At 72.2% G+C, this 18,617-nt stretch carries 20 protein-coding genes, 1 pseudogene and 1 riboswitch; of the genes and pseudogenes, 11 read left to right on the top strand and 10 right to left on the bottom strand.

Features of this window, described 5'->3' with window-relative positions:
- Both O7546_RS30705 and O7546_RS30700 read left to right on the top strand, forming a co-directional pair.
- Positions 1–273 (top strand): annotated as a pseudogene (locus tag O7546_RS30705) (hypothetical protein); the annotation flags it as partial.
- Entirely contained in the window at positions 273–1,208 is a 936-nt protein-coding gene (locus O7546_RS30700; RefSeq protein WP_194802048.1) for a hypothetical protein, read from the top strand. The pseudogene O7546_RS30705 and the gene O7546_RS30700, both read left to right, overlap by 1 nt.
- A 19-nt stretch (positions 1,209–1,227) precedes the next feature.
- Here O7546_RS30700 and O7546_RS30695 read toward each other — a convergent pair whose 3' ends face one another.
- The 3 genes from O7546_RS30695 to O7546_RS30685 form a co-directional block, all read right to left on the bottom strand.
- Entirely contained in the window at positions 1,228–2,079 is an 852-nt protein-coding gene (locus O7546_RS30695) for a menaquinone biosynthesis protein (RefSeq protein WP_194802049.1), read from the bottom strand.
- 76 nt (positions 2,080–2,155) lie between these two features.
- Complete coding sequence (locus tag O7546_RS30690) at positions 2,156–3,406, bottom strand: MFS transporter (RefSeq protein WP_281600333.1); 1,251 nt, start codon at positions 3,404–3,406, stop codon at positions 2,156–2,158.
- Between the two features lie 40 nt (positions 3,407–3,446).
- Positions 3,447–4,028, bottom strand: coding sequence for a winged helix-turn-helix domain-containing protein (locus tag O7546_RS30685; protein ID WP_194802051.1), 582 nt, complete (start codon positions 4,026–4,028; stop codon positions 3,447–3,449).
- Positions 4,029–4,240: 212 nt separating this feature from the next.
- Between O7546_RS30685 and O7546_RS30680 the strand changes: the two genes are divergently transcribed.
- On the top strand, positions 4,241–6,286 hold the full coding sequence (locus tag O7546_RS30680) for an AAA family ATPase (RefSeq protein WP_269698017.1): 2,046 nt from the start codon (positions 4,241–4,243) through the stop codon (positions 6,284–6,286).
- A gap of 79 nt (positions 6,287–6,365) precedes the next feature.
- Here the strand turns inward: O7546_RS30680 and O7546_RS30675 are convergent, their stop codons facing one another.
- Genes O7546_RS30675 through O7546_RS30660 form a run of 4 tightly spaced genes read right to left on the bottom strand, consistent with a single transcriptional unit; the run spans position 6,366 to position 8,597 of the window.
- Positions 6,366–6,965 (bottom strand): hypothetical protein, encoded by a 600-nt coding sequence (locus tag O7546_RS30675; protein ID WP_194802053.1) that lies wholly within the window; start codon positions 6,963–6,965, stop codon positions 6,366–6,368.
- 4 nt (positions 6,966–6,969) lie between these two features.
- Positions 6,970–7,329 (bottom strand): YbaB/EbfC family nucleoid-associated protein, encoded by a 360-nt coding sequence (locus tag O7546_RS30670; protein ID WP_269698016.1) that lies wholly within the window; start codon positions 7,327–7,329, stop codon positions 6,970–6,972.
- 9 nt (positions 7,330–7,338) lie between these two features.
- A complete protein-coding gene (locus O7546_RS30665) occupies positions 7,339–8,265 on the bottom strand; it encodes a WXG100 family type VII secretion target (protein ID WP_194802054.1) in 927 nt (308 codons plus the stop codon).
- An 11-nt stretch (positions 8,266–8,276) separates the two neighbouring features.
- Positions 8,277–8,597, bottom strand: coding sequence for a type VII secretion target (locus tag O7546_RS30660; protein ID WP_194802055.1), 321 nt, complete (start codon positions 8,595–8,597; stop codon positions 8,277–8,279).
- Positions 8,598–8,746: 149 nt separating this feature from the next.
- On the opposite strand from O7546_RS30660, the gene O7546_RS30655 reads away from it, so the two are divergent.
- The 8 genes from O7546_RS30655 (at position 8,747) to O7546_RS30620 (ending at position 15,417) form a co-directional block, all read left to right on the top strand.
- Positions 8,747–9,634 (top strand): ABC transporter ATP-binding protein, encoded by an 888-nt coding sequence (locus O7546_RS30655; RefSeq protein WP_194802056.1) that lies wholly within the window; start codon positions 8,747–8,749, stop codon positions 9,632–9,634.
- Between the two features lie 9 nt (positions 9,635–9,643).
- Positions 9,644–10,381, top strand: coding sequence for an ABC transporter permease (locus tag O7546_RS30650; RefSeq protein ID WP_281600332.1), 738 nt, complete (start codon positions 9,644–9,646; stop codon positions 10,379–10,381).
- A 94-nt stretch (positions 10,382–10,475) separates the two neighbouring features.
- A complete protein-coding gene (locus O7546_RS30645; protein ID WP_281600331.1) occupies positions 10,476–11,234 on the top strand; it encodes a VOC family protein in 759 nt (252 codons plus the stop codon).
- A 338-nt stretch (positions 11,235–11,572) separates the two neighbouring features.
- On the top strand, positions 11,573–12,469 hold the full coding sequence (locus tag O7546_RS30640) for a transposase (RefSeq protein WP_281600330.1): 897 nt from the start codon (positions 11,573–11,575) through the stop codon (positions 12,467–12,469).
- Between the two features lie 63 nt (positions 12,470–12,532).
- A complete protein-coding gene (locus O7546_RS30635) occupies positions 12,533–12,844 on the top strand; it encodes a transposase (protein ID WP_194803493.1) in 312 nt (103 codons plus the stop codon).
- Entirely contained in the window at positions 12,841–13,356 is a 516-nt protein-coding gene (locus O7546_RS30630) for an IS3 family transposase (RefSeq protein WP_281599701.1), read from the top strand. The genes O7546_RS30635 and O7546_RS30630 overlap by 4 nt, the downstream gene beginning before the upstream one ends.
- Positions 13,281–13,766, top strand: coding sequence for an IS3 family transposase (locus O7546_RS30625; protein WP_281599703.1), 486 nt, complete (start codon positions 13,281–13,283; stop codon positions 13,764–13,766). The genes O7546_RS30630 and O7546_RS30625 overlap by 76 nt, the downstream gene beginning before the upstream one ends.
- A gap of 571 nt (positions 13,767–14,337) precedes the next feature.
- Positions 14,338–15,417, top strand: a complete 1,080-nt coding sequence (locus tag O7546_RS30620) for an IS110 family transposase (RefSeq protein WP_194802082.1) — start codon at positions 14,338–14,340, stop codon at positions 15,415–15,417.
- A gap of 44 nt (positions 15,418–15,461) precedes the next feature.
- On the opposite strand, the gene O7546_RS30615 is transcribed toward O7546_RS30620, so the two are convergent.
- From O7546_RS30615 to O7546_RS30605, 3 genes are all read right to left on the bottom strand, one after another.
- Positions 15,462–16,241 (bottom strand): ABC transporter ATP-binding protein, encoded by a 780-nt coding sequence (locus O7546_RS30615; RefSeq protein ID WP_269698014.1) that lies wholly within the window; start codon positions 16,239–16,241, stop codon positions 15,462–15,464.
- Complete coding sequence (locus O7546_RS30610; RefSeq protein WP_281601129.1) at positions 16,238–17,311, bottom strand: iron ABC transporter permease; 1,074 nt, start codon at positions 17,309–17,311, stop codon at positions 16,238–16,240. Before O7546_RS30610 ends, O7546_RS30615 begins: the two co-directional genes overlap by 4 nt.
- Positions 17,312–17,397: 86 nt before the next feature.
- A complete protein-coding gene (locus tag O7546_RS30605) occupies positions 17,398–18,330 on the bottom strand; it encodes an ABC transporter substrate-binding protein (protein WP_194802060.1) in 933 nt (310 codons plus the stop codon).
- A gap of 107 nt (positions 18,331–18,437) precedes the next feature.
- A riboswitch (cobalamin riboswitch) is annotated at positions 18,438–18,531 on the bottom strand.
- Positions 18,532–18,617 lie beyond the last annotated feature (86 nt).

Here is an 18,617-nt window from a genome sequence, read left to right as displayed (position 1 = left end):
GGGGGCATCATCGACGGCCTGCCCGCGACGATCAAGGCGCAGGGCCCGGTGCACATGAAGAACGGCTGGACCCAGCTCGCCTACGACGGCAACTGGCACGTCAGCTGCCTGGCGTTCACCGACAAGTGGAGTCTCTCCGTGATGATGCGGTACCCGGGCCGCGCCGGCCTGCCGTACGGTGCGAAGATGTGCGCCGCCGTCGCCACCCAGCTCGTGACGCCGCAGCCCGGCGCCGCACTCAAGGTGCCGCAGCAGCCGGTCGGGAAGCTCTGATGGCCGGTGCCCGGCGTCGGCCCGGCAGCTATCGGCGTCCACTCGCCTTCAGCGCCCTGGCTGCGGTCCTCGTCGGCCTGCTCGGCCTCTCCCTGCGCGTGATCCCCGGCTCGCCGCTGGAGGCGACCGCGAACTCACGTCCCGAACCGACGAACGAGCGGTCCACTCAGCAGTCCGTCGACCGCAACGCGCCACGCGTCGCCCCCTCACCGTCGATCGCCCCGCTGCCGTTCCAGGCGAAGAACCTGGACAGCCTCAAGATCAAGGGCTGGTACGCCTGGTCCGTGCTGGACAAGCGCACCGGGAAGATCATCGGCTCGGCGAACATGGGCGAGACCAGCACGACCGCGTCGCTGATCAAGTCCTGGGTGGTGGCCGACTACCTGCGCCTGAGCGCCGAGGACGGCAAGACGCCGAGCGATGCAAAGCTCGCCGATGCCACGAAGATCATCCGGGACAGCGACAACACCCGCGCCCAGGAGTTCTACGAGAACGTCGGCGGCTCGGACTCGATCGAGCGGCTGATCTCGATCTGCAAGCTGACCGACAGCGAGGTCGCCTCCGACGGCGGCTGGAGCCGCACCGAACTGTCCCCTCGGGACACCGCCCGGCTCGGTCTCTGCATCGACGACGGCCGCGCGGCCGGGCCGAAGTGGACCAAGTGGCTGCTCAACGAGATGCGCCAGGTCCGCGCTCCCGGCGACTTCGGCATCCGCAAGGCGTTCCCGGCGGCCCAGCAGAAGAAGATCGCCATCAAGAACGGGTGGATCGACCGGGACAAGGAAGAGGAGTACCACGTCAACTGCCTGGCCATCGGCGACACCTGGACGATGGGCGTGATGCTGCGCACCCCGTTCGGCGTCGAGGGCGGCTGGGAGTACGGCATGGACGCCTGCGAACGGATCACCAAGGCGCTGCTGCGCCCCGCGACCTGAGCCCCGGGCGGCGGCGCGGTCAGCCCTGAAAGAACTCCGGGCCGCCGGCCGGCAGCGCCGGCACCTCCCCGTACGCGGCCGCCCGGCGGGCGAACTCACGCAGCCCGGCCACCTGCCGCTCACCGAGCGAGAAGTCGAGCGCCCGGAAGTACGTGGCGAGCGTCGCCGCGTCGAACGTCTCCCAGCGGGCCGCCGCCTCCGCTACCTGGTCCAGCTCGGCCAGGCACAGGTCACGCGAGCGCAGGAACGCCTCGTGCACCTCCTTGACCAGGCCCGGGTGGGCTGCGGCGAACTCGCGGCGTACCGCCCAGACGGCGAACACCATCGGCAGGCCGGTCCAGTCGTGCCACGCCTGTCCCAGGTCGGTCACCTCGAGGCCCTTGGCCGGCGCCTCGTAGAGGGCGCGCAGCGCCACGTCACCGATCAGCACCCCGGCGTCGGCCTCCAGCAGCATCTGGGTCAGGTCCGGCGGGCAGCGGAAGTACTCCGGGCGCACCCCGTGCCGCTCGGCGAGCAGCAGCTGGGCCAGCAGCACCCCGGTACGCGACGTGGAGCCGAGCGCCACCCGGGCGCCGTCCAGCTCGCCCAGCGGGCGGGTGGACACCACGTTCACCGAGAGCACCGGCCCGTCGCTGCCGACCGCCAGGTCCGGCAGGAGCAGCAGGTCGTCGGCGTGCTTGAGGAACTCAACCAGCGTGATCGGGCCGATGTCCAGGTCACCGGCGACCAGGTCGGCGCTCAACCGATCCGGCGAGTCCTTGTGCAGGTCGACGTCGATCAGCGCGCCGGACCGCATCAGCCCCCAGTAGATCGGCAGGCAGTTGAGGAACTGGATGTGCCCCACGCGGGGGCGGGCGATGCGGTCGGCCATGACCCGACCGTATCGCCGTGGCTCCGACCTCGCCGCCGGGGGATCCGATCGAGTGGTGAACTCCGCACCTCCGCGCCTAACCGCCTGCCACGGCGGCGGCAGGCGTGGCCGCGCGGGCGACGCCGGCTCGCTCGGCGCGTGCCGCGCGTCGGACCGGCCCGAGCAGCGCCACCACGACCAGCAGGCCGGCCGCGCCGCAGCCGGCGATCAGGACGCGCGGGCCGGCCACCTCCAGCAGCAGGCCGCCGACCAGGTAGCCGCCCATCGCCGCGCCCTGCGCGGCCGCTCCGAAGACGGCGAACGCCCGGCCCCGGGAGGCCTCGGGCACCCGCCGGGCCAGCAGCAACTGGTCGAAGACGTTGTTGCCGCCGTTTGCCACGCCGCCGGCCAGCCAGATGGGCACGAGCAGCCAGGCCGAGGGCACCGCGGCCGAGACGAGCACCGCCAGGCAGCAGCCGCCGAGCAGCACCAGCCCGGCGCCGAGCAGCGCGCCGTCGTCGGCGAGCCGGCGGGCGACCCGGGCGAACAGCCACGCGCCGAGCACGATGCCGAGCGTCCAGGAGCCGGTGACCAGGCCGTACACGGTGGTGCTGCTGCCGAGCGTCTCCCGGATGAAGAAGACCTCGATCACGTTCACCGCGCCGACCGCGCCGATCACCGCGGCCACGCTGCCGACCATCACCGTCAGCAGCGGGTCACGGCGCAGCCGCCAGGCGGGCGCGACCGCCGCGGCGACTGCGGCCGGCGTCCGGCGCCCTCCCCGGCGGGTACGGATGAGCAGCCCGGCCGCCACCAGCGCGAGGTAGCTGAACGCGTCGACGAGCAGCGGCACCCGGGTGCCGAACTGCCCGACGAGCAGCCCGGCCAGCGCCGGACCGGCGAGCGCGCCGAGCGTCCCGGCGGTCTGGTTGAGCGCGCCCGCCCGGGGCAGGTCCTCGGGCCGCACCATCACCGGAACCAGCGCGGCGATCGCCGGCTGGGTGACCGCGAGCCCGGTCGCCAGCAGCGCCACCAGCGCGATCACCAGCACCGGATCCCGCGCGTACGCGAGGGCCAGGCAGACCGCGGCCTGCGCGAGACCGGCGGCGACGAGCAGCACCCGGCTGTCCACGCGGTCGGCGAGCCGGCCGGTCAGCGGCGCGAGCACCACGAGCGGCAGCGTCGCGGCGAGCAGCAGCCCGGAGACGGCGAGTCCGCCGGCACCGGCGGACTGGAGGGCGAGCGTGAGCGTGGCGGCGGCGAGGAAGTCCCCGCAACTGGAGATGCCGCGCGCGGTGGCCGCGAGCCAGACGTCCGGCCAGCGCGACTCGTCAGTTGTGAAGGACATACTTCGAAAGTAATCCTTCACAACTGACGCGCGCAACCCCTCAGTCGACGGGCATCGCCCGGTACTGCGTCGCCACCGGCCGAGCGCCTGCCGGCGGATCGGTCCGGGTCCGCCGCCGGTACGGCTCCATCAGCGCCTGGACCGCCTGGTTCAGCTCGGTCAGCTCCTCGGCGGTCATGAGCAGCATGCTGTCGCTGAACCAGGTGGCCGCGTACCACTCCGGCGACTCGTCCGGCGCGCGGCGCAACCAGTCCCGGACCCGCTGGGCGTCACGGACCATGTGCGCCTCGACCAGGGCCGCCTCGGCGGCACGCGCCTCCGGGTCGGCGTCCGGCCCCACCTCGACATGGAACGACGGATTCACCGCCTGCCAGACCCGCTCCCGGGCGTCACCCCGGCCCGGCGCCTGCCGGACCAGCCCGAACTTCGCCAGCTCGCGCAGGTGGTAGCTGGTGGCGCTCGGCGACAGGCCGGCGATCTCGGCGCACTCGGTGGCCGTCGCACCGCCCTCCAGCGTGCCGAGATGTTCCATGATCGCCATGCGGGCCGGGTGAGCGAGCGCCCGCATCACCTGCGGATCACTGATCGTCACCCGGCTCCGGCCGGGAAGCGCCTCGGTCATGCCTCAATGATTGCCGCCAGGCCGGACCGGCCGACACACACCCCGCGGCCGACACCCGAAAATCGTTGGCGCGACCTGCCGGTGCTCCCGTAAAGTCGATGGCCGCCCGACGGCCGCGGTGAGCATGCACCGCAGCGGACGTCCCCGCGCCGGGAGCAGGCCAACCGCCCCGGACACGCGAGCGAGCCTCAGTTGAGCCATCGGAGTTCACAGTGCCCGCAACCGATCTTGACGCCACACCCGGTCTCGACGCCGAACTGACCGCCGAACGTGCCCACCTCGGCGCCTCCCGCGCCGCGCTTAAACGGATGCGGGAACGCGCCGAGGCGCTCTTCGCCACCGGTGACAAGGTGGCCGGTGACTCGTACACCGCCGAGCAGCTCGGCCGGCACATGGCCCGGCGGGTCAAGGAACTGGCCGACGACCCGACCACCCCGCTGTTCTTCGGCCGCCTGGACTTCGGCGGCGACGACCCGGACCACGCCGGACGGGAGTACCACGTCGGGCGCCGGCACGTCACCGACGAGCTGGGCGAGCCGCTGGTGCTGGACTGGCGTGCCCCGGTCTCCCGGTCGTTCTACCGGGCCAGCGCACGTGACCCGCAGGGTGTCGCCGTACGCCGCCGGTTCGGGTTCAGCGCCGGGACGCTGACCAGTTTCGAGGACGAGCACCTGGACCGGGGCGAGGAACTCGGCACCGCCAGCCGCATCCTCACCGCCGAGATCGAGCGTCCCCGCGTCGGCCCGATGCGCGACATCGTCGCCACCATCCAGCCGGAGCAGGACGAGCTGGTCCGGGCCGACCTGGCCGACTCGATCTGCGTCCAGGGCGCGCCCGGCACCGGGAAGACGGCGGTCGGGCTGCACCGCGCCGCGTACCTGCTCTACCTGCACCGGGAACGGCTGCGCCGCTCGGGCGTGCTGATCGTCGGGCCGAACCGGGCGTTCCTGTCGTACATCGCGGCGGTGCTGCCGGCGCTCGGTGAGGTCGAGGTCGAGCAGGCCACAGTGGAGGACCTGGTCGCGCGGGTGCCGGTCCGCGCGGTCGACGACCCGGCCGCCGCCGCGCTCAAGCACGACGTCCGGATGGCCGAGGTGCTGCGCCGGGCCGTCGACGCCCACATCGGTACGCCGACCGAGCCGATCATGGTGTCGGACGGCTCGTACCGGTGGCGGATCGGGCTGGACCCGCTGCACCGGCTGGTCACCGAGACGCGGCAGGAGGGTCTGCCCTACGCCACCGGCCGGGAGCGGGTCCGGGCCCGGGTGGTGGGGCTGCTGCAACGCCAGGCCGAGGCGCGCCGGGCGGAGTCACCGAACGACGCCTGGCTACGCCGGATGAGCCGGATCAAGCCGGTCACCGACCTGCTCGACACGGTCTGGCCGGCACTCACGCCGGACGGACTGCTGCACCGGCTGCGTACCGACGCGGACGCGCTGGCCGCCGCCGCGGACGGCCTGCTCACGCCCGAGGAGCAGGAGCTGTTCCGGTCCGGCAAGGTCGCACGCACCGCGAAGGCGACCCGGTGGACCGCCGCCGACGCGGTACTCATCGACGAGGTGGCCGGGCTGCTGGAACGGCCCGCCGGCTTCGGGCACGTGGTGGTCGACGAGGCGCAGGACCTCTCCCCGATGCAGTGCCGCGCCATCGCCCGGCGCAGCGAGCACGGCTCGATCACGCTGCTCGGCGACCTGGCCCAGGGCACCGCGCCCTGGGCGGCGACCGACTGGCGCGAGTCCCTGGCCCACCTGGGCAAGCCGGACGCCGCTGTGGTGCCGCTGAGCGTAGGCTTCCGGGTGCCCGCCGCGGTGGTGGCGTTCGCGAACCGGCTGCTGCCGGCGCTCGCCGTCGACGTACCCCCGGCCCGGTCGCTCCGCAACGACGGCGCGCTCGATGTGCGTACCGCCGAGGACCTGACGGCCGCGACGGTGGCCGAGGTGCGGGCGGCGCTCGCGCACGACGGCTCGGTCGGTGTGATCGCCGCCGACGACGCGGTGGACCGGCTCCGCGCGGCGCTCGCCGACGCGGGCGTCGAGACCGCTACGGCCGACGACGTCGAGGCCGCGACGCGGGTCACGGTGGTCCCGGCGACGCTGGTCAAGGGCCTGGAGTACGACCACGTGGTGGTCGTCGAGCCGGCCGCGATCGTGGCCGCCGAGCCGCGCGGGCTGCACCGCCTCTACGTGGTGCTGACCCGGGCGGTCTCCCGCCTGGCCGTGCTGCACCGCGAGCCGCTGCCCGGGCCGCTGACCGCCTGACGCGGGGCCCGGCCGCGCTGACGTGGCCGGCCGACAGCGGTCCCGGACGGCCCGTCGCGGGCCCGGCAGGGCGGTCCGGTCAGGCGGACAGTGCGGCGGCGACCTCGCGCAGCGGGCGGCCGGACTCGGCGATCGGCACGGTGAACGACAGCCAGGAGCCGTCGGTGAAGTCGATCCGCAGCCGCTTCGGGTTGAGCCGGTGCCAGCCCACCCGCGCGGAGGCGACCTCGCCGCGCGCGGCCGACCAGGCCACGGCGGTCTCGGCCAGCGCGCGTTCCTCGGCCTCGCGCCCGGCCAGCAGCTTGACCCCGCCGGTACGGCAGACCACCAGCCGCCGGTCGGTGACTGCGAGCAGCGTCTCCCGGACCTGGAGGTCGGGCCGGGGCGGGCGGAGCGCGCGGTGCAGCCGGGAGGCGGCCGAACCGGGGGCGCCGCGTCCGGCGATCCCCCAACCGATCGCGTCGACCAGGCGGTCGCCGCGGTCCCAGGTGGCCAGGGGCAGCAGGATGTTGAGCAGCACCGAGCCGACAGTCCGCCGGCTCGGCTCGGCGGTGGACTCCGGCTCGGGCGGCGGTGCCGGAGCGAGCCCCTGGCCGACGTCGGCCTTGGCGTGGGCCAGGACGCGCTCGCCCGGCTCGACGAGCAGGCCGATCCGGTCGCGGTATCTGGTCTCGTCCATCGAATCAGTATCGGTCGTGGCCGTGGCCGTAGCCGTCGTCGGCGGGGCGCTCCCCGCCCGGCGCGTTGCCCATCACCTCGCCGACGATCTCGCGTACCCGGGCGGCGGCGGCCTCCTGCGCCCGGTTCGCCGCCGAGGTGATCTCCTCGGCGAGCGTGTAGGAGTCGAAGCGCATGGCCCGCGCGTTGATGTCGGTGGAGAGGATCTTGCCGTCGGCGGCGGCCACGACGGTGACCAGACCGGAGTCGCTGACCCCCTCGGCGCTGCTCTGCTCCAGCTCGGCCATCCGCGCGCCGAGTTCGCGCTGCCACCCGTCCAGGTTGCGGGCCAGCGCCTCGATCCGGTCCAGGGCCGGGAACGTCATTGCTGCCTCTCAGTTCACGATCGAGTCGAACACGTTCTGCACGCCCTTTGTGTACGGGCCGAGGTCGTCGCGGTACGTGCCGTCCACCAGGTAGTTGCGGTCCTTGCGCCCGTCGGAGACGTCGTGCAGGCCCATCCCGGTGTCGAGCAGGGCGCCGCCGATGCCGGGGATGTTCACCGGGGACGCCTGGTTGATGGCGAACTTGCCCGGGAAGAGCACGGCGGCGCGTTCGACCTTGAAGGCGAGCGCCGCCTTCGTGTAGCCGGACTTGTTGAACGCGCTGTACGCCTTCTTGGCCCGGCGCAGCTCCATCACCACCTTGGCGTAGTGGTCGAGCAGGTTGGCGACCTTCTGGAGCTTGGTGGCGAGCTTCGTGAGGATCTCCGCGAACCGCGCCACGATCTTGACCATACGGCCGACGGTGGTGGCGAGCCGGGCCAGCACCCGCACCACAGTGGCGGCCAGGCTCACGCCGGCGCTCAGCGCCGCCGCCACCGCGGCGATGATGATCTCGGTCAGGAACCAGAGCAGGAACTCCAGGATCAGCTCGACCAGCAGGTTGAACGCGTCCACCGACGCGTTCGCGGAGTCGACGAGCACCTCCTTGGTGCCGTCCAGCCCCTTTGCCAGATCGTCCATCGCCTCCTCGATGGACTGCATCGAGGCGTGGAACTTCTCCGCCGCGTCGCCGTCCCAGGCGCCGCGCAGCCGCGCCCGGTCGGCGATCTGGTCACCGGCGATCTGCCGGACCGCCTCCCCGGTGGTCATCGCGAGCTGGGCCGCCCGCATCAGGTCGTCCGGCTCACCGGCGACCAGTTCCAGGAGCTGCTCGAACGGCCACAGCACCGCGTTCGACAGCGGCTTGAACGGGTCGGGCGTGCCCGACACGATCTGCTCGAAGTAGGTCTTGTTGCGCTGGAGCGCCTCGGTGCTCATGCCGTTCCCCCTCAGCCGCCGGCGGTGAACATCGTGTCGTTCGCCGAGTCCGTGTCGTCGTAGGCGGCGGCGGTCTCGGCGAGCCCCGTGGCGACGGTCAGCATGGTCTCGGCACCGTCCGCCAGCCCCTGCAGGCACGCCTCGAACTGCTGCTCGTACGCGGCGGCGAGGCTGAACGACGCGGGCATCACACCGAAGGAGTGCCGGGCCACGTGGCCGTCGCGGAACACCCGTTCCAGCTCGCGGAACCGGCCGGCCCGGTCCCGGGAGGCGGCGGCGAACGCCCTCAGCGCCTCCGGCTGGACGTCGAGATTCCTGCTCGGACTGGTCACGGACCCTCCCCAGTGTCCGGTCGGAACTTCCACCGTCGTCGACGGCGCCACCAGACTAGGGGATGTGAGCACCCGGTCAGGGGACAGCGGGGCTGGCGCACGCACGGTAGACAGGGGAGGCACAGCACTTACCTGCGAGGAGATCGCCGATGATCCTGGCCCGCGCCGAACAGGTCAGCCGCCGCTACGGCGACGTGCTGGCGCTGGACCGGGTCGACCTGACCGTCCGGTCCGGGGAGCTGGTCGGCCTGCTCGGCCCGAACGGCGCCGGCAAGAGCACGCTGATCAACCTGCTGGTCGGGCTGCGCCGCCCGACCACCGGCCGGGTCGAGCTGTGCGGCGGCGACCCGCGCGACCCGGCGAGCCGGCGGCAACTCGGTGTCACCCCGCAGGAGACCGGCCTGCCCGGCACGCTGCGGGTCGGCGAGGTGGTCGACTTCGTCTCCGCGCACTTCCCCGACCCGGTGCCGCGGGGCGAACTGCTCGACCGGTTCGGCCTCGCCGACCAGGTACGCCGGCAGACCGGCGGCCTCTCCGGCGGCCAGCGTCGCCGGCTCGCCGTGGCTCTGGCGTTCGTCGGCCGTCCCCGGCTGGTGGTGCTCGACGAGCCGACCACCGGCCTCGACGTGGAGGCGCGGCACGCGCTCTGGGACGCGATCCGCGGCTTCCACGCCGGCGGCGGCACCGTGCTGCTGAGCAGCCACTACCTGGAGGAGGTGGAGGCGCTCGCGCAGCGGGTGGTGGTGATCGGCCACGGGCGGGTGCTGGCCGACGACTCGGTGGCCGCGATCCGCGGCATCGTCGGCGTACGCCGGGTCAGCCTGGTCGCCGACGACCTGCCGGCGCTGCCGGGCGTGGTCACCACCGAACGCGCCGACGGGCGGGTGCACCTGCTCACCACCGACGCCGACCAGCTCGTCCGCGACCTGGTCACCTCCGGGGTGCCGTTCCACGATCTGGAGGTCCGGCCCACCTCGCTGGAGGAGGCGTTCCTCGCCATCACGGCCGACGACCGGCCCGCGCCCACCCCCGCCTAGGAGACCGCCGTGCCGCTCGCCCTGGTCCACGCCCGCTACCACCTGTTGGAGATCGTCCGGGTGCCGGTGGCGGTGGTGGGCAGCGCGTTCTTCCCCGCCGCCTCGATGCTCTTCTTCGTGGTGCCGTTCGCCGGCGACGATCCGGTCGGCGCCACCTACGCCACCGCCGCCATGGTGACCTTCGCGGTGATGACCGCCAACATCTTCCAGTACGGAGTGGGCGTCTCCGAGGACCGCGACCAGCCCTGGAACCCGTACACCCGGACCCTGCCGACCGGGCCGGCGCCGCGGCTGGCCGGGCGGATCCTGGCCGGGGTGGTCCTGACCTACGTCTCGATGATTCCGGTGGTGGTGATCGCGGCGGTCGCCACGGACGCCCGGGTCAGCGCGGTGCAGTTCCTGCTCGGCCTGGGCGCGGTGGCCGTGGTCTCGGTTCCGTTCACGCTGCTCGGCCTGGCGATCGGCTACTCGCTGCCGAGCAAGGCCGCGATCGTGGTGGCGCAGGTGATCTTCTTCCCGCTCGCGTTCGGCGGTGGCCTGCTCTCCGGGCCGGACGACGCGCCCGGCTTCATCAAGGCGATCGCGCCCTACCTCCCGACCCGGGGCGCCGTGGAACTGATCTGGGCGGCGGTCACCGACTTCCGGCCGGACACCCGGGCGCTGGTGATGCTCGTGGTCTGGGTGCTGGTGCTCGCCGCGCTCGCCGGCTGGGCGTACCGGCGGGACGAGGGACGCCGCTTCAGCTGACCTTTTGTCCGGTTCCGGCCCGGTGGCCGACCCGGCGGTGCCACGATGCCGACAGGGCGGGCGAGCGGAGCCGCCCCCGGCGAGAGGGGTCACCGTGAACGGCGTCGAGCCCGGCACGCCCTGCTGGACCGACCTGGCCACGCCCGGTCTGGACGACGCACGACGGTTCTACCCCGAGCTGTTCGGCTGGACCGGAGAGATCTCCCCCGAACCGGAAGCCGGCGGCTACACCGTCTTCCGCAGGGACGGCAAGGCGGTCGCCGGGGCCGGCCCACCCGGTACGCCGGACCAGGTGCCGGTCTGGTCCACGTACGTGGCGACCGACGACGCCGACCTGGTCGCCACAAGGGCCGAGGCGGCCGGCGGGCAGGTCGTCGTCTCCCCGTTCGACGTCGCCCAGCAGGGCCGGATGGCGGTCCTCGCCGACCCGGCCGGCGCGGTGTTCAGCGTGTGGCAGCCGATGGCGATGCGCGGGGCCGAGCTGTACAACGCGCCCGGCGCGATGTGCTGGAACGAGCTGGTCACCCCCGACCCGGAGGGCGCGAAGGAGTTCTACGCGCTTGTCTTCGGCTGGCATCCGGAGGAACGCCCGGCCGGGCCGGTCGCGTACACCGGGTGGCGCTGCGGCGCCCGGATCGTCGCCGGCATGCTCCCGCGGGCCGAGCCGATGCCGGGGGACCTGCCCGCGTACTGGGCGGTGTACTTCGCGGTGGAGGACGCCGACGCGACCGCTGCCCGGGCCGCCGAGCTGGGCGGCACGATCCTGGTCCCGCCGCGCGACAACCCGGCCGGCCGCAGCGCCGCCCTACGAGACCCGGCCGGCGCCCTCTTCTCCATCTCCACCCTCCGCTGACCCCCTCCGCGCCCGCACCGCCCCTGCCCCGCCCGGTTCCTCCGTCGACGCTTCTATAGGTGGGCCGGTTCCGGGAGGTTGGTATCGGTAGGGTTCGACGTTGGTGATCTATGGGTGACTCATGCAAGATCTGGCCGCTGTCAGTTGGTGTGCCGTGGCGTCGACTTGTCCTCGTGGGTTGCCGGCGTCGGCCCGGCCCACCTTGTTGGCCTGATCAGAAGCCTGTCCGCGAAGGGGTGTGCAGCCCGTGTCGCGTGACTCATCACAGATGTGCCGCTGGGTGATCGCTCCCGGGCCGACGCCGTCCGAACGTCGTCCCGTGCAAGGGAGAACCGTCCGTGTTTCCCATCCTGGCAGAACGTCTGGCCGAGCGTGTCGACGCGGTCGTCGGTGTGGACACCCATACCGATACGCACACCGCCGCGGTGCTCACCGCGGTCGGCACCGTGCTGGCGGAGATCACCGTGCCGGCCACCGACGACGGCGCCGCTGTCCTGCTGGCCTGGGCCGGCCGGCAGACGGCCGTGCTGGGAACGGGCCGGCGGGCCTGGGCCCTGGACGGCGCTCGTTGTCACGGTGTCGGTCTGCTGCGCGTCCTGCGCGCCGCGGGTGAGTACGTCCTGGAAGCACCCAAACCCGCTGCCGGGCGCTGCCGTCGAGGCGGCAAGTCCGACGCGCTGGACGCCGCGCACGCCGCTCGTGGCGTCCTGGCCGCCGACCACGTCGCCTCACCCCGCACCGACGGCGACCGGGAAGCCCTGCGCCTGCTGCACGTCTGCCGCCGCCACTACAGCGACACCCGCACCGCCACCATCAACCTGTTCAAATCGGTGATCCTCACCGCCGACGACGACCTCCGCACACAGATGCGAGGACTGAGCACCCTGCGACAGGTCCAGCACGCCACCACCCTCACCACCACCAGCGGCAGCGGTCTCGACCGGCTGCGCCGCACTCACCTGGCAACCCTCGCCGAGCAGATCCAGACCCTCGACCGGCTCCTGAAAGCCAACCTCACCGAAATCCGCACCCTGGTCGACAAACTCTGCCCCACCCTGCTCGACCAACCCGGCATCGGCCCCGTCACCGCCGCGATCGCGCTGACCGCCTGGTCACACCCCGGCCGGTTCCGCAACGAAGCCGCCTTCGCCTCACTCGCCGGCGTCAGCCCCGTCCCCGCCAGCTCAGGGCGCATCACCCGCCACCGCCTCAACCGAGGCGGCGACCGCACCTGAGCCACCCCCGCTTTCATGGAGCTTCTTGATCATGGTCTTATGGCCGTGGGGAGGAAGTCGTCCGTGGCAGCACCGAAGAAGTACCCCGACGAGCTACGTCAGCGCGCCGTGCGCCTGTATCGCGAGTCGGACCCGAAGCCGGTGATCCGGCGCCTGGCCGAGCAACTCGGCGTGCATCACGAGGCGTTGCGGAACTGGATCCGCCAGGCCGAGGCCGACACGGGTGAGCGTCACGACCGGCCGACCAGCGAGATGGCGGACGAGAACCGGCGGCTGCGCAAGGAAGTTGCCGAGTTGCGGCGGGCGAACGAGATTCTGAAGGCCGCGAGTGCGTATTTCGCGGCGGAGCTCGACCCGACCCGGCGACGGTCATGAGGTTCATTCACGAACACCGTGACCAGTTCGCGGTCGCGCTCCTGCTACGGGTCCTCAACATCGGCGCTTCAACCTACTACGCGTGGGTCAAGCAGGCCGAGCAGCCCTGCGACCGGGACGTCGTCGACCTGGGGCTGATCTCCAACATCCACGAGATCTGGGAGACCTCCGGGCGCACCTACGGCGCTGACCGGGTCCACCGGCAGCTGCGCCGTGACGGCATCCGCGTGGGCCGCAAGCGCGTCGAGCGGCTGATGGCCGAGCAGGGCTGGCAGGGGGCGTTCCTGCGTCGAGGCTGGCGTGGTGGCTCCACGAAGCAGGATCCCCGGCACACGCCGGCGCCGGATCTGGTCAATCGGCAGTTCACCGCCGACGGGCCGAACCGGCTCTGGGTTGCCGACGCCACCCGCATCCCGTGCGGTGAGGGTGTGTTCTGTTGGCTGCGGTCCGCGACGCGTTTTCCCGCCGGATCGTCGGGTGGAAGACGTCTGACCGCTGCGACACCGACCTGATCCTCGCCGCCCTCGAATACGGCATCTGGTCGCGCGACGTCCGCGACGGCCAGTTGATCCACCACAGCGACCGCGGGTCGAACTACACGTCGTTCCGCTTCGCGGAACGCTTGCAGGACAACGGGATCCTGCCGTCGATGGGCTCCGTCGGCGACTCGTACGACAACGCCCTGATGGAGAACTTCTGGTCCACGCTGAAGATCGAACTCGTCTACCGCACGTCCTGGCGGACCCGCGACGAGGCCGAGAACGCGATCTTCGCCTACATCGACGGCTGGTACAACACCCGCCGCATACAGAAGGAACTGGGCTACCTCAGCCCGAACGAGTACGAGACCGCCTGGCACACCCGCCAGCCGCAACCAGCCGAGCCACCTATCGCCACCCCTGCGCCAGCCGGCAGCAGGTAACCACCGCTCCATCAAAGCGGGGGGAACTCAACCCTCAACGCCGCCCTGCACACCATCGCCAAAACCCGCCAACGATGCCACCAGCCCACCAAGGACTACATCAACCGCCGCACCACCGAAGGCCGCACCCCAGCCGAGATCACCCGCAGCCTCAAACGCTACATAGCCCGCCAAATCTGGCGCACCCTCGAAGCCACCACTTGACAGCAACCTTCACAGATCTTGCAGTTGCGGCCCTCCCCTTGCGATATATGCACCTTTCGCCGGGGCGGAAAGTGCAAGACGCTTCTATGTGTGTGGTGATCGGTTCGGCTGGTTGCCGTTAGGGTTCGGCGTTGGTGATCACTCGGGTGACTCTCCGTTGATCCGGCTGCCCGTGGTGTGGGTGTGCCTTGTGCAAGACCTGTCCCCGGGTGATCGTCGGCGCCGGCCCGGCCCACCCTGCTGGCCTGATCAGAAGCCTGCCCGTGCGAGCACACGTGGCCCATCACAGATCTGCCGCCGAGGTGACTGCTTCCCGAGCCGACGCCGACTGTCCCGGTCGTCGCTGGCAAAGGAGCAACAATCCGAGATGACAAGGATCGTAGAGCGAGTCGCGGATCGCTACGACGTGGTGGTAGGGGTCGACACCCACACCGACACGCACACCGCCGCCGTGGTCGACCGTCTCGGCGCCGTGTTGGCGCAGGTCACCGTGCCCACCGACCCGGACGGGTTGGCCCGGTTGCTGACCTTCGCCGTCGCGCACACCCCACCGCAGGGGCGCCGGTTGTGGGCGGTGGAAGGCACCCGATCGCACGGGCAAGGGCTGTGCCGGGTGCTGGACGCTGCCGGTGAAGCGGTCTGCGAGGCACCCAAACCCCCCGCCGCGTCCCGTCGTCGGGGCGGCAAGTCCGACCACCTGGATGCGGTCGCCGCCGCCCATACGGTGCTTGCCCTGCCCGCTGAGCGCATCGCCGTGCCCCGAAGCGACGGACCACGCGAGGCACTGCGTCTGCTGCTGATCTGCCGCCGACACCACACCGATGCCCGCACCGCAGCAGTCAACCTGGTCAAAGCGTTGATCCTGACCGCCGACGACACCCTGCGCGAGGCGCTACGCGGACTATCCACCACCACCCAGATCGCCCGCCTGGCCGCCCTCGACCTACCCGAGCACACCGACCTGCCCTGCGAGGAACACACCCGCCGCCGCGAACTGACCACCCTCGCCCGGCACATCCAGACCCTCGACGCCACCCTCGCCGACAACCACCAACGCCTACGCACCCTCGTCACCGAACTGTGCCCACCCCTGCTCGACCAACCCGGCATCGGACCCGTCACCGCCGCGATCGCCCTCACCGCCTGGTCCCACCCCGGCCGCGTCCGATCAGAAGCCGCCTACGCCACCCTCGCCGGCACCGCCCCCATCCCCGTGGCCAGCGGCCGCACCAACCGACACCGCCTCAACCGCGGCGGCGACAGAACCCTCAACAGCGCCCTACACACCATCGCCCTCACCCGCCGCCGCATCCACCCCGAAACCCGCGACTACATCACCCGCCGCCGCACCGAAGGCCGCACCACCAAAGAAATCACCCGCTGCCTCAAGCGCTACATCGCCCGACAGATCTACCGCACCATCACCAACCACCACCGCACCACTTGACAACCCCACTCACAGATCAACGGCGTGGGAAGGGCAGCAGGGGGTCAGGTGGGGCGGACGGGGACCACCAAGGGGCCGTGGTCGCCGGGGATCACCCGAATGTGGGCTCGGTAGTGGCGGGCCAACAGGTCCTCGGTGAGCACCTCCTCCGGCGGGCCGGCGGCTGCCACCCGGCCGTCGGCGAGCAGGACCAGGCGGTCGGCGTACTCGCCGGCGATGGAGAGGTCGTGCATGGTGGCGAGCACGGTCAGGCCGTGCTCGCGGCGGAGCTGGTCGACCAGTTCCAGCACCTCCTGCTGGTGCCCGATGTCCAGCGCGCTGGTCGGCTCGTCGAGCAGCAGCAGGGTGGCGCCCTGGGCCAGCGCCCGGGCCAGGAAGACGCGCTGCCGCTCGCCGCCGGAGAGCGTGGCCAGCTCGCGGTGGGCGAACGGGCCCAGGTCGAGCCGGTCCAGCACCTCGTGCACGGCGGCCAGGTCGGCGGCCGACTCGCGGCCCAGCGCCGGGATGTACGGGGTGCGCCCGAGCAGCGCGTAGTCGAAGACCGACATGCCGGCCGGCACCACCGGGGACTGGGCCACGGTGGCCACCACCCGGGCTCGTTCGCGGCGCCGGAGCGCGCCGATCGGCGTACCGAAGAGTGCGACCTCGCCCGGGCCGGTCAGCAGGCCGCCGACGGCGCGCAACAGGGTCGACTTGCCGGCGCCGTTGGGGCCGATCACGGTGACCCACTCGCCCGCGGCGACGGTCAGGTCGACGCCGGTCAGGATCGGGTTGCCGCCGAGGTCGACCCGCAGGTCGTGGACGCGCACGGCGGGGGCGTTCACATCGCCACCCGGCGGGCGGTACGCAGGACGAGGACGAAGAACGGGCCGCCGAGCAGCGCGGTGACCACGCCGATCGGGATCTCGGCGGGTGCGGCGGCGGTACGGGCGACCACGTCGGTGAGCGCGAGGAACGCGCCGCCGAACAGCATCGACAGCGGCAGGATCACCCGGTGGCTGGAACCGGCGAGCAGCCGCATGGTGTGCGGCACGATGATGCCGACGAAGCCGATCAGCCCGGACGCGGAGACGGCGGCGGCGGTGCCGAGCGACGCGGCGGCGATCAGCAGGTAGCGGGAGCGCTGCGGGTGCAGGCCGAGACCGGCGGCCTCGTCGTCGCCGACGGAGAGCACGTCCAGCTCACGCCGGTGCAGCAGCACCACCACGGAGGTGAGCACGAAGTACGGCAGGACCAGCCACACGTCGTGCCAGCCGGCGGTGGCGAGCCGCCCGAGCAGCCAGGAGTAGACCTGCTGGATGTTGTCGGAGTGCTGTTGCAGCAGGTACGTCTGCCCGGCGGCGAAGAACGCGGACACCGCCACGCCGGCCAGGATCAGCGTGGCCGGGGACCGGTCCCGGCCGCCGGCCGCGCCGAGGAGGTACGTCAGCACGACCGCGCCGAGCGATCCGACGAACGCGGCGAGCGGAATGGTGATCGGCAGCCCGGTCAGCGCGCCGCCCGCACCGGCGCCGAGCACGATCGCCGCGGTGACCGCGAATCCGGCGCCGGCCGCCACGCCGAGCAGGTACGGGTCGGCCAGCGGGTTACGGAAGACGCCCTGGTAGCAGCCGCCGGCCAGGGCGAGGAGCGCGCCGACGAGCAGGCCGAGCACGACCCGGGGCAGCCGCAGCTCGGTGATGATCGCGACTTCCCGCTCGGTGAGCCCGCTGTCCAGGTGCACGCCGGGCAGCAGGTTGAGCAGTTCGGCCGCGACGCTGCCGGGCGGCAGGCTGACCGGGCCGAGGGAGACGCCCGCCACCAGCGCGACGAGCACCGCCACGACTCCGGCGAACAGCCAGCGCTTACGCAGCCCGGCCGGGCGGATCGGGGTGCCGGCCGCGCCGCGCCGCAGGGGCCGGGGTAGCCGGTCACCCGGCCGGGGCGCCCGAGGCGTCCCGGCCGGGTTCGGGGCGGAGTCCGCCTGTCGAAGGGCCACGGTCAGGCCGGGACCTTGGCGGTGGCGTCGACGATCACCCTGAGCAGGTCGACCACGCGCGGGCCCCAGCGCGAGGCGATGTCGTCGTCCAGCTCCACGATCTGGTTGTTCTTCACGGCGGTGATGCCGGACCAGCCGCTGCGCGCCTTCACCGTGTCGGCGTTCTGCTTGCAGCACTTGGTGTCGGAGAGGAAGACGAAGTCGGGGTTCGCCTTGACGATGACCTCCTGGGAGAGCTGCGGGTAGCCGCCGTTCTTCCCGTCGGCGTCGGACGCGTCGGCGATGTTCTCCAGGCCGGCGAGCGCGTAGATGGTGCCGATGAAGGTCTTGCTGGTCGCGCTGTACAGCTCCGGGCCCAGCTCGTGGAAGTAGGTCGGCTTCTCCGTACGCTTCGGCAGGTCCTTGGTCAGCGCGGTGATGTCGTCCTTCATCTTCTGCACCACGGCGTCCGCCTCGGCCCGGTGGCCGGTGAGCGTGCCCAGGTCGGTGAGCTGCCGGTACGTGTCGTCGAGCGTGGCCGCGGCGGGGATCTGCAGGACCGGGATCTTCAGAGCGACGAGCTGGTCGGCGATCTTGTTGAGGTTGTCCGAGATCACCACGAGGTCGGGGTTGCGGGAGGCGACCGCCTCGGCGTTCGGCTGGTAGCCGGACAGGTCGGTGCGGGGCGCCTCGGCCGGGTAGTTCGACTGGTCGTCGACGGCGGTGACCTGCTTCCCGGCGCCGATGGCGAAGAGCATCTCGGTGGAGGTCGGCGAGAGCGAGACGATCTTCTCGGGCCGCTTCTCCAGCGTCAGCTTGCCGACGGTGGCCGGGAACGCGCCGCCGGAGCCGCCGGCGGCGGGGGTGTCGGTCGAGGTCTTCTCGGCGCAGCCGCCGAGGAGCAGCACGCCGGCCGCGAGCGCGGTGGCGAAGAGCCGGGGGGTACGTCTGGACATGGAACCTCCTGTCGGTCGAGGAGTGTGGTGCTTCGCCGACAGGAAGAAAGGCCCGTCCGCGAGGCGCCCTTCCTCGAGAGCGCGTGTCGCGACCGGGCCGCAGGCGACCTGGCTCGTCCCACGTCCGTCGGCGCCGGCGGAAGGCCGGCGCCGCGCGTACGGGGCATCACAGTTGCGGGACAGCGCCGGTTTCGCACCGGCTTCGCTGTGGCACGGTCGGTGCCACGGTAGCGCACGACCAGCGGAGATCGTCCGGACGGGCGGGGTGGGCGGGAACCCCGGCGGGG

The sequence above is a fragment of the Micromonospora sp. WMMA1976 genome (assembly GCF_027497335.1).
GTDB classification, from domain to species: Bacteria; Actinomycetota; Actinomycetes; order Mycobacteriales; family Micromonosporaceae; genus Micromonospora; species Micromonospora aurantiaca.
This window is presented reverse-complemented; position numbering and strand designations above follow the sequence as displayed.

Coding starts and splice junctions, on each gene's coding strand:
- O7546_RS30700 (WP_194802048.1), top strand. CDS start 273: ATGGCCGGTGCCCGGCGTCGGCCCGGCAGCTATCGGCGTCCACTCGCC.
- O7546_RS30695 (WP_194802049.1), bottom strand. CDS start 2,079: ATGGCCGACCGCATCGCCCGCCCCCGCGTGGGGCACATCCAGTTCCTC.
- O7546_RS30690 (WP_281600333.1), bottom strand. CDS start 3,406: ATGTCCTTCACAACTGACGAGTCGCGCTGGCCGGACGTCTGGCTCGCG.
- O7546_RS30685 (WP_194802051.1), bottom strand. CDS start 4,028: ATGACCGAGGCGCTTCCCGGCCGGAGCCGGGTGACGATCAGTGATCCG.
- O7546_RS30675 (WP_194802053.1), bottom strand. CDS start 6,965: ATGGACGAGACCAGATACCGCGACCGGATCGGCCTGCTCGTCGAGCCG.
- O7546_RS30670 (WP_269698016.1), bottom strand. CDS start 7,329: ATGACGTTCCCGGCCCTGGACCGGATCGAGGCGCTGGCCCGCAACCTG.
- O7546_RS30665 (WP_194802054.1), bottom strand. CDS start 8,265: ATGAGCACCGAGGCGCTCCAGCGCAACAAGACCTACTTCGAGCAGATC.
- O7546_RS30655 (WP_194802056.1), top strand. CDS start 8,747: ATGATCCTGGCCCGCGCCGAACAGGTCAGCCGCCGCTACGGCGACGTG.
- O7546_RS30630 (WP_281599701.1), top strand. CDS start 12,841: ATGAGGTTCATTCACGAACACCGTGACCAGTTCGCGGTCGCGCTCCTG.
- O7546_RS30620 (WP_194802082.1), top strand. CDS start 14,338: ATGACAAGGATCGTAGAGCGAGTCGCGGATCGCTACGACGTGGTGGTA.
- O7546_RS30605 (WP_194802060.1), bottom strand. CDS start 18,330: ATGTCCAGACGTACCCCCCGGCTCTTCGCCACCGCGCTCGCGGCCGGC.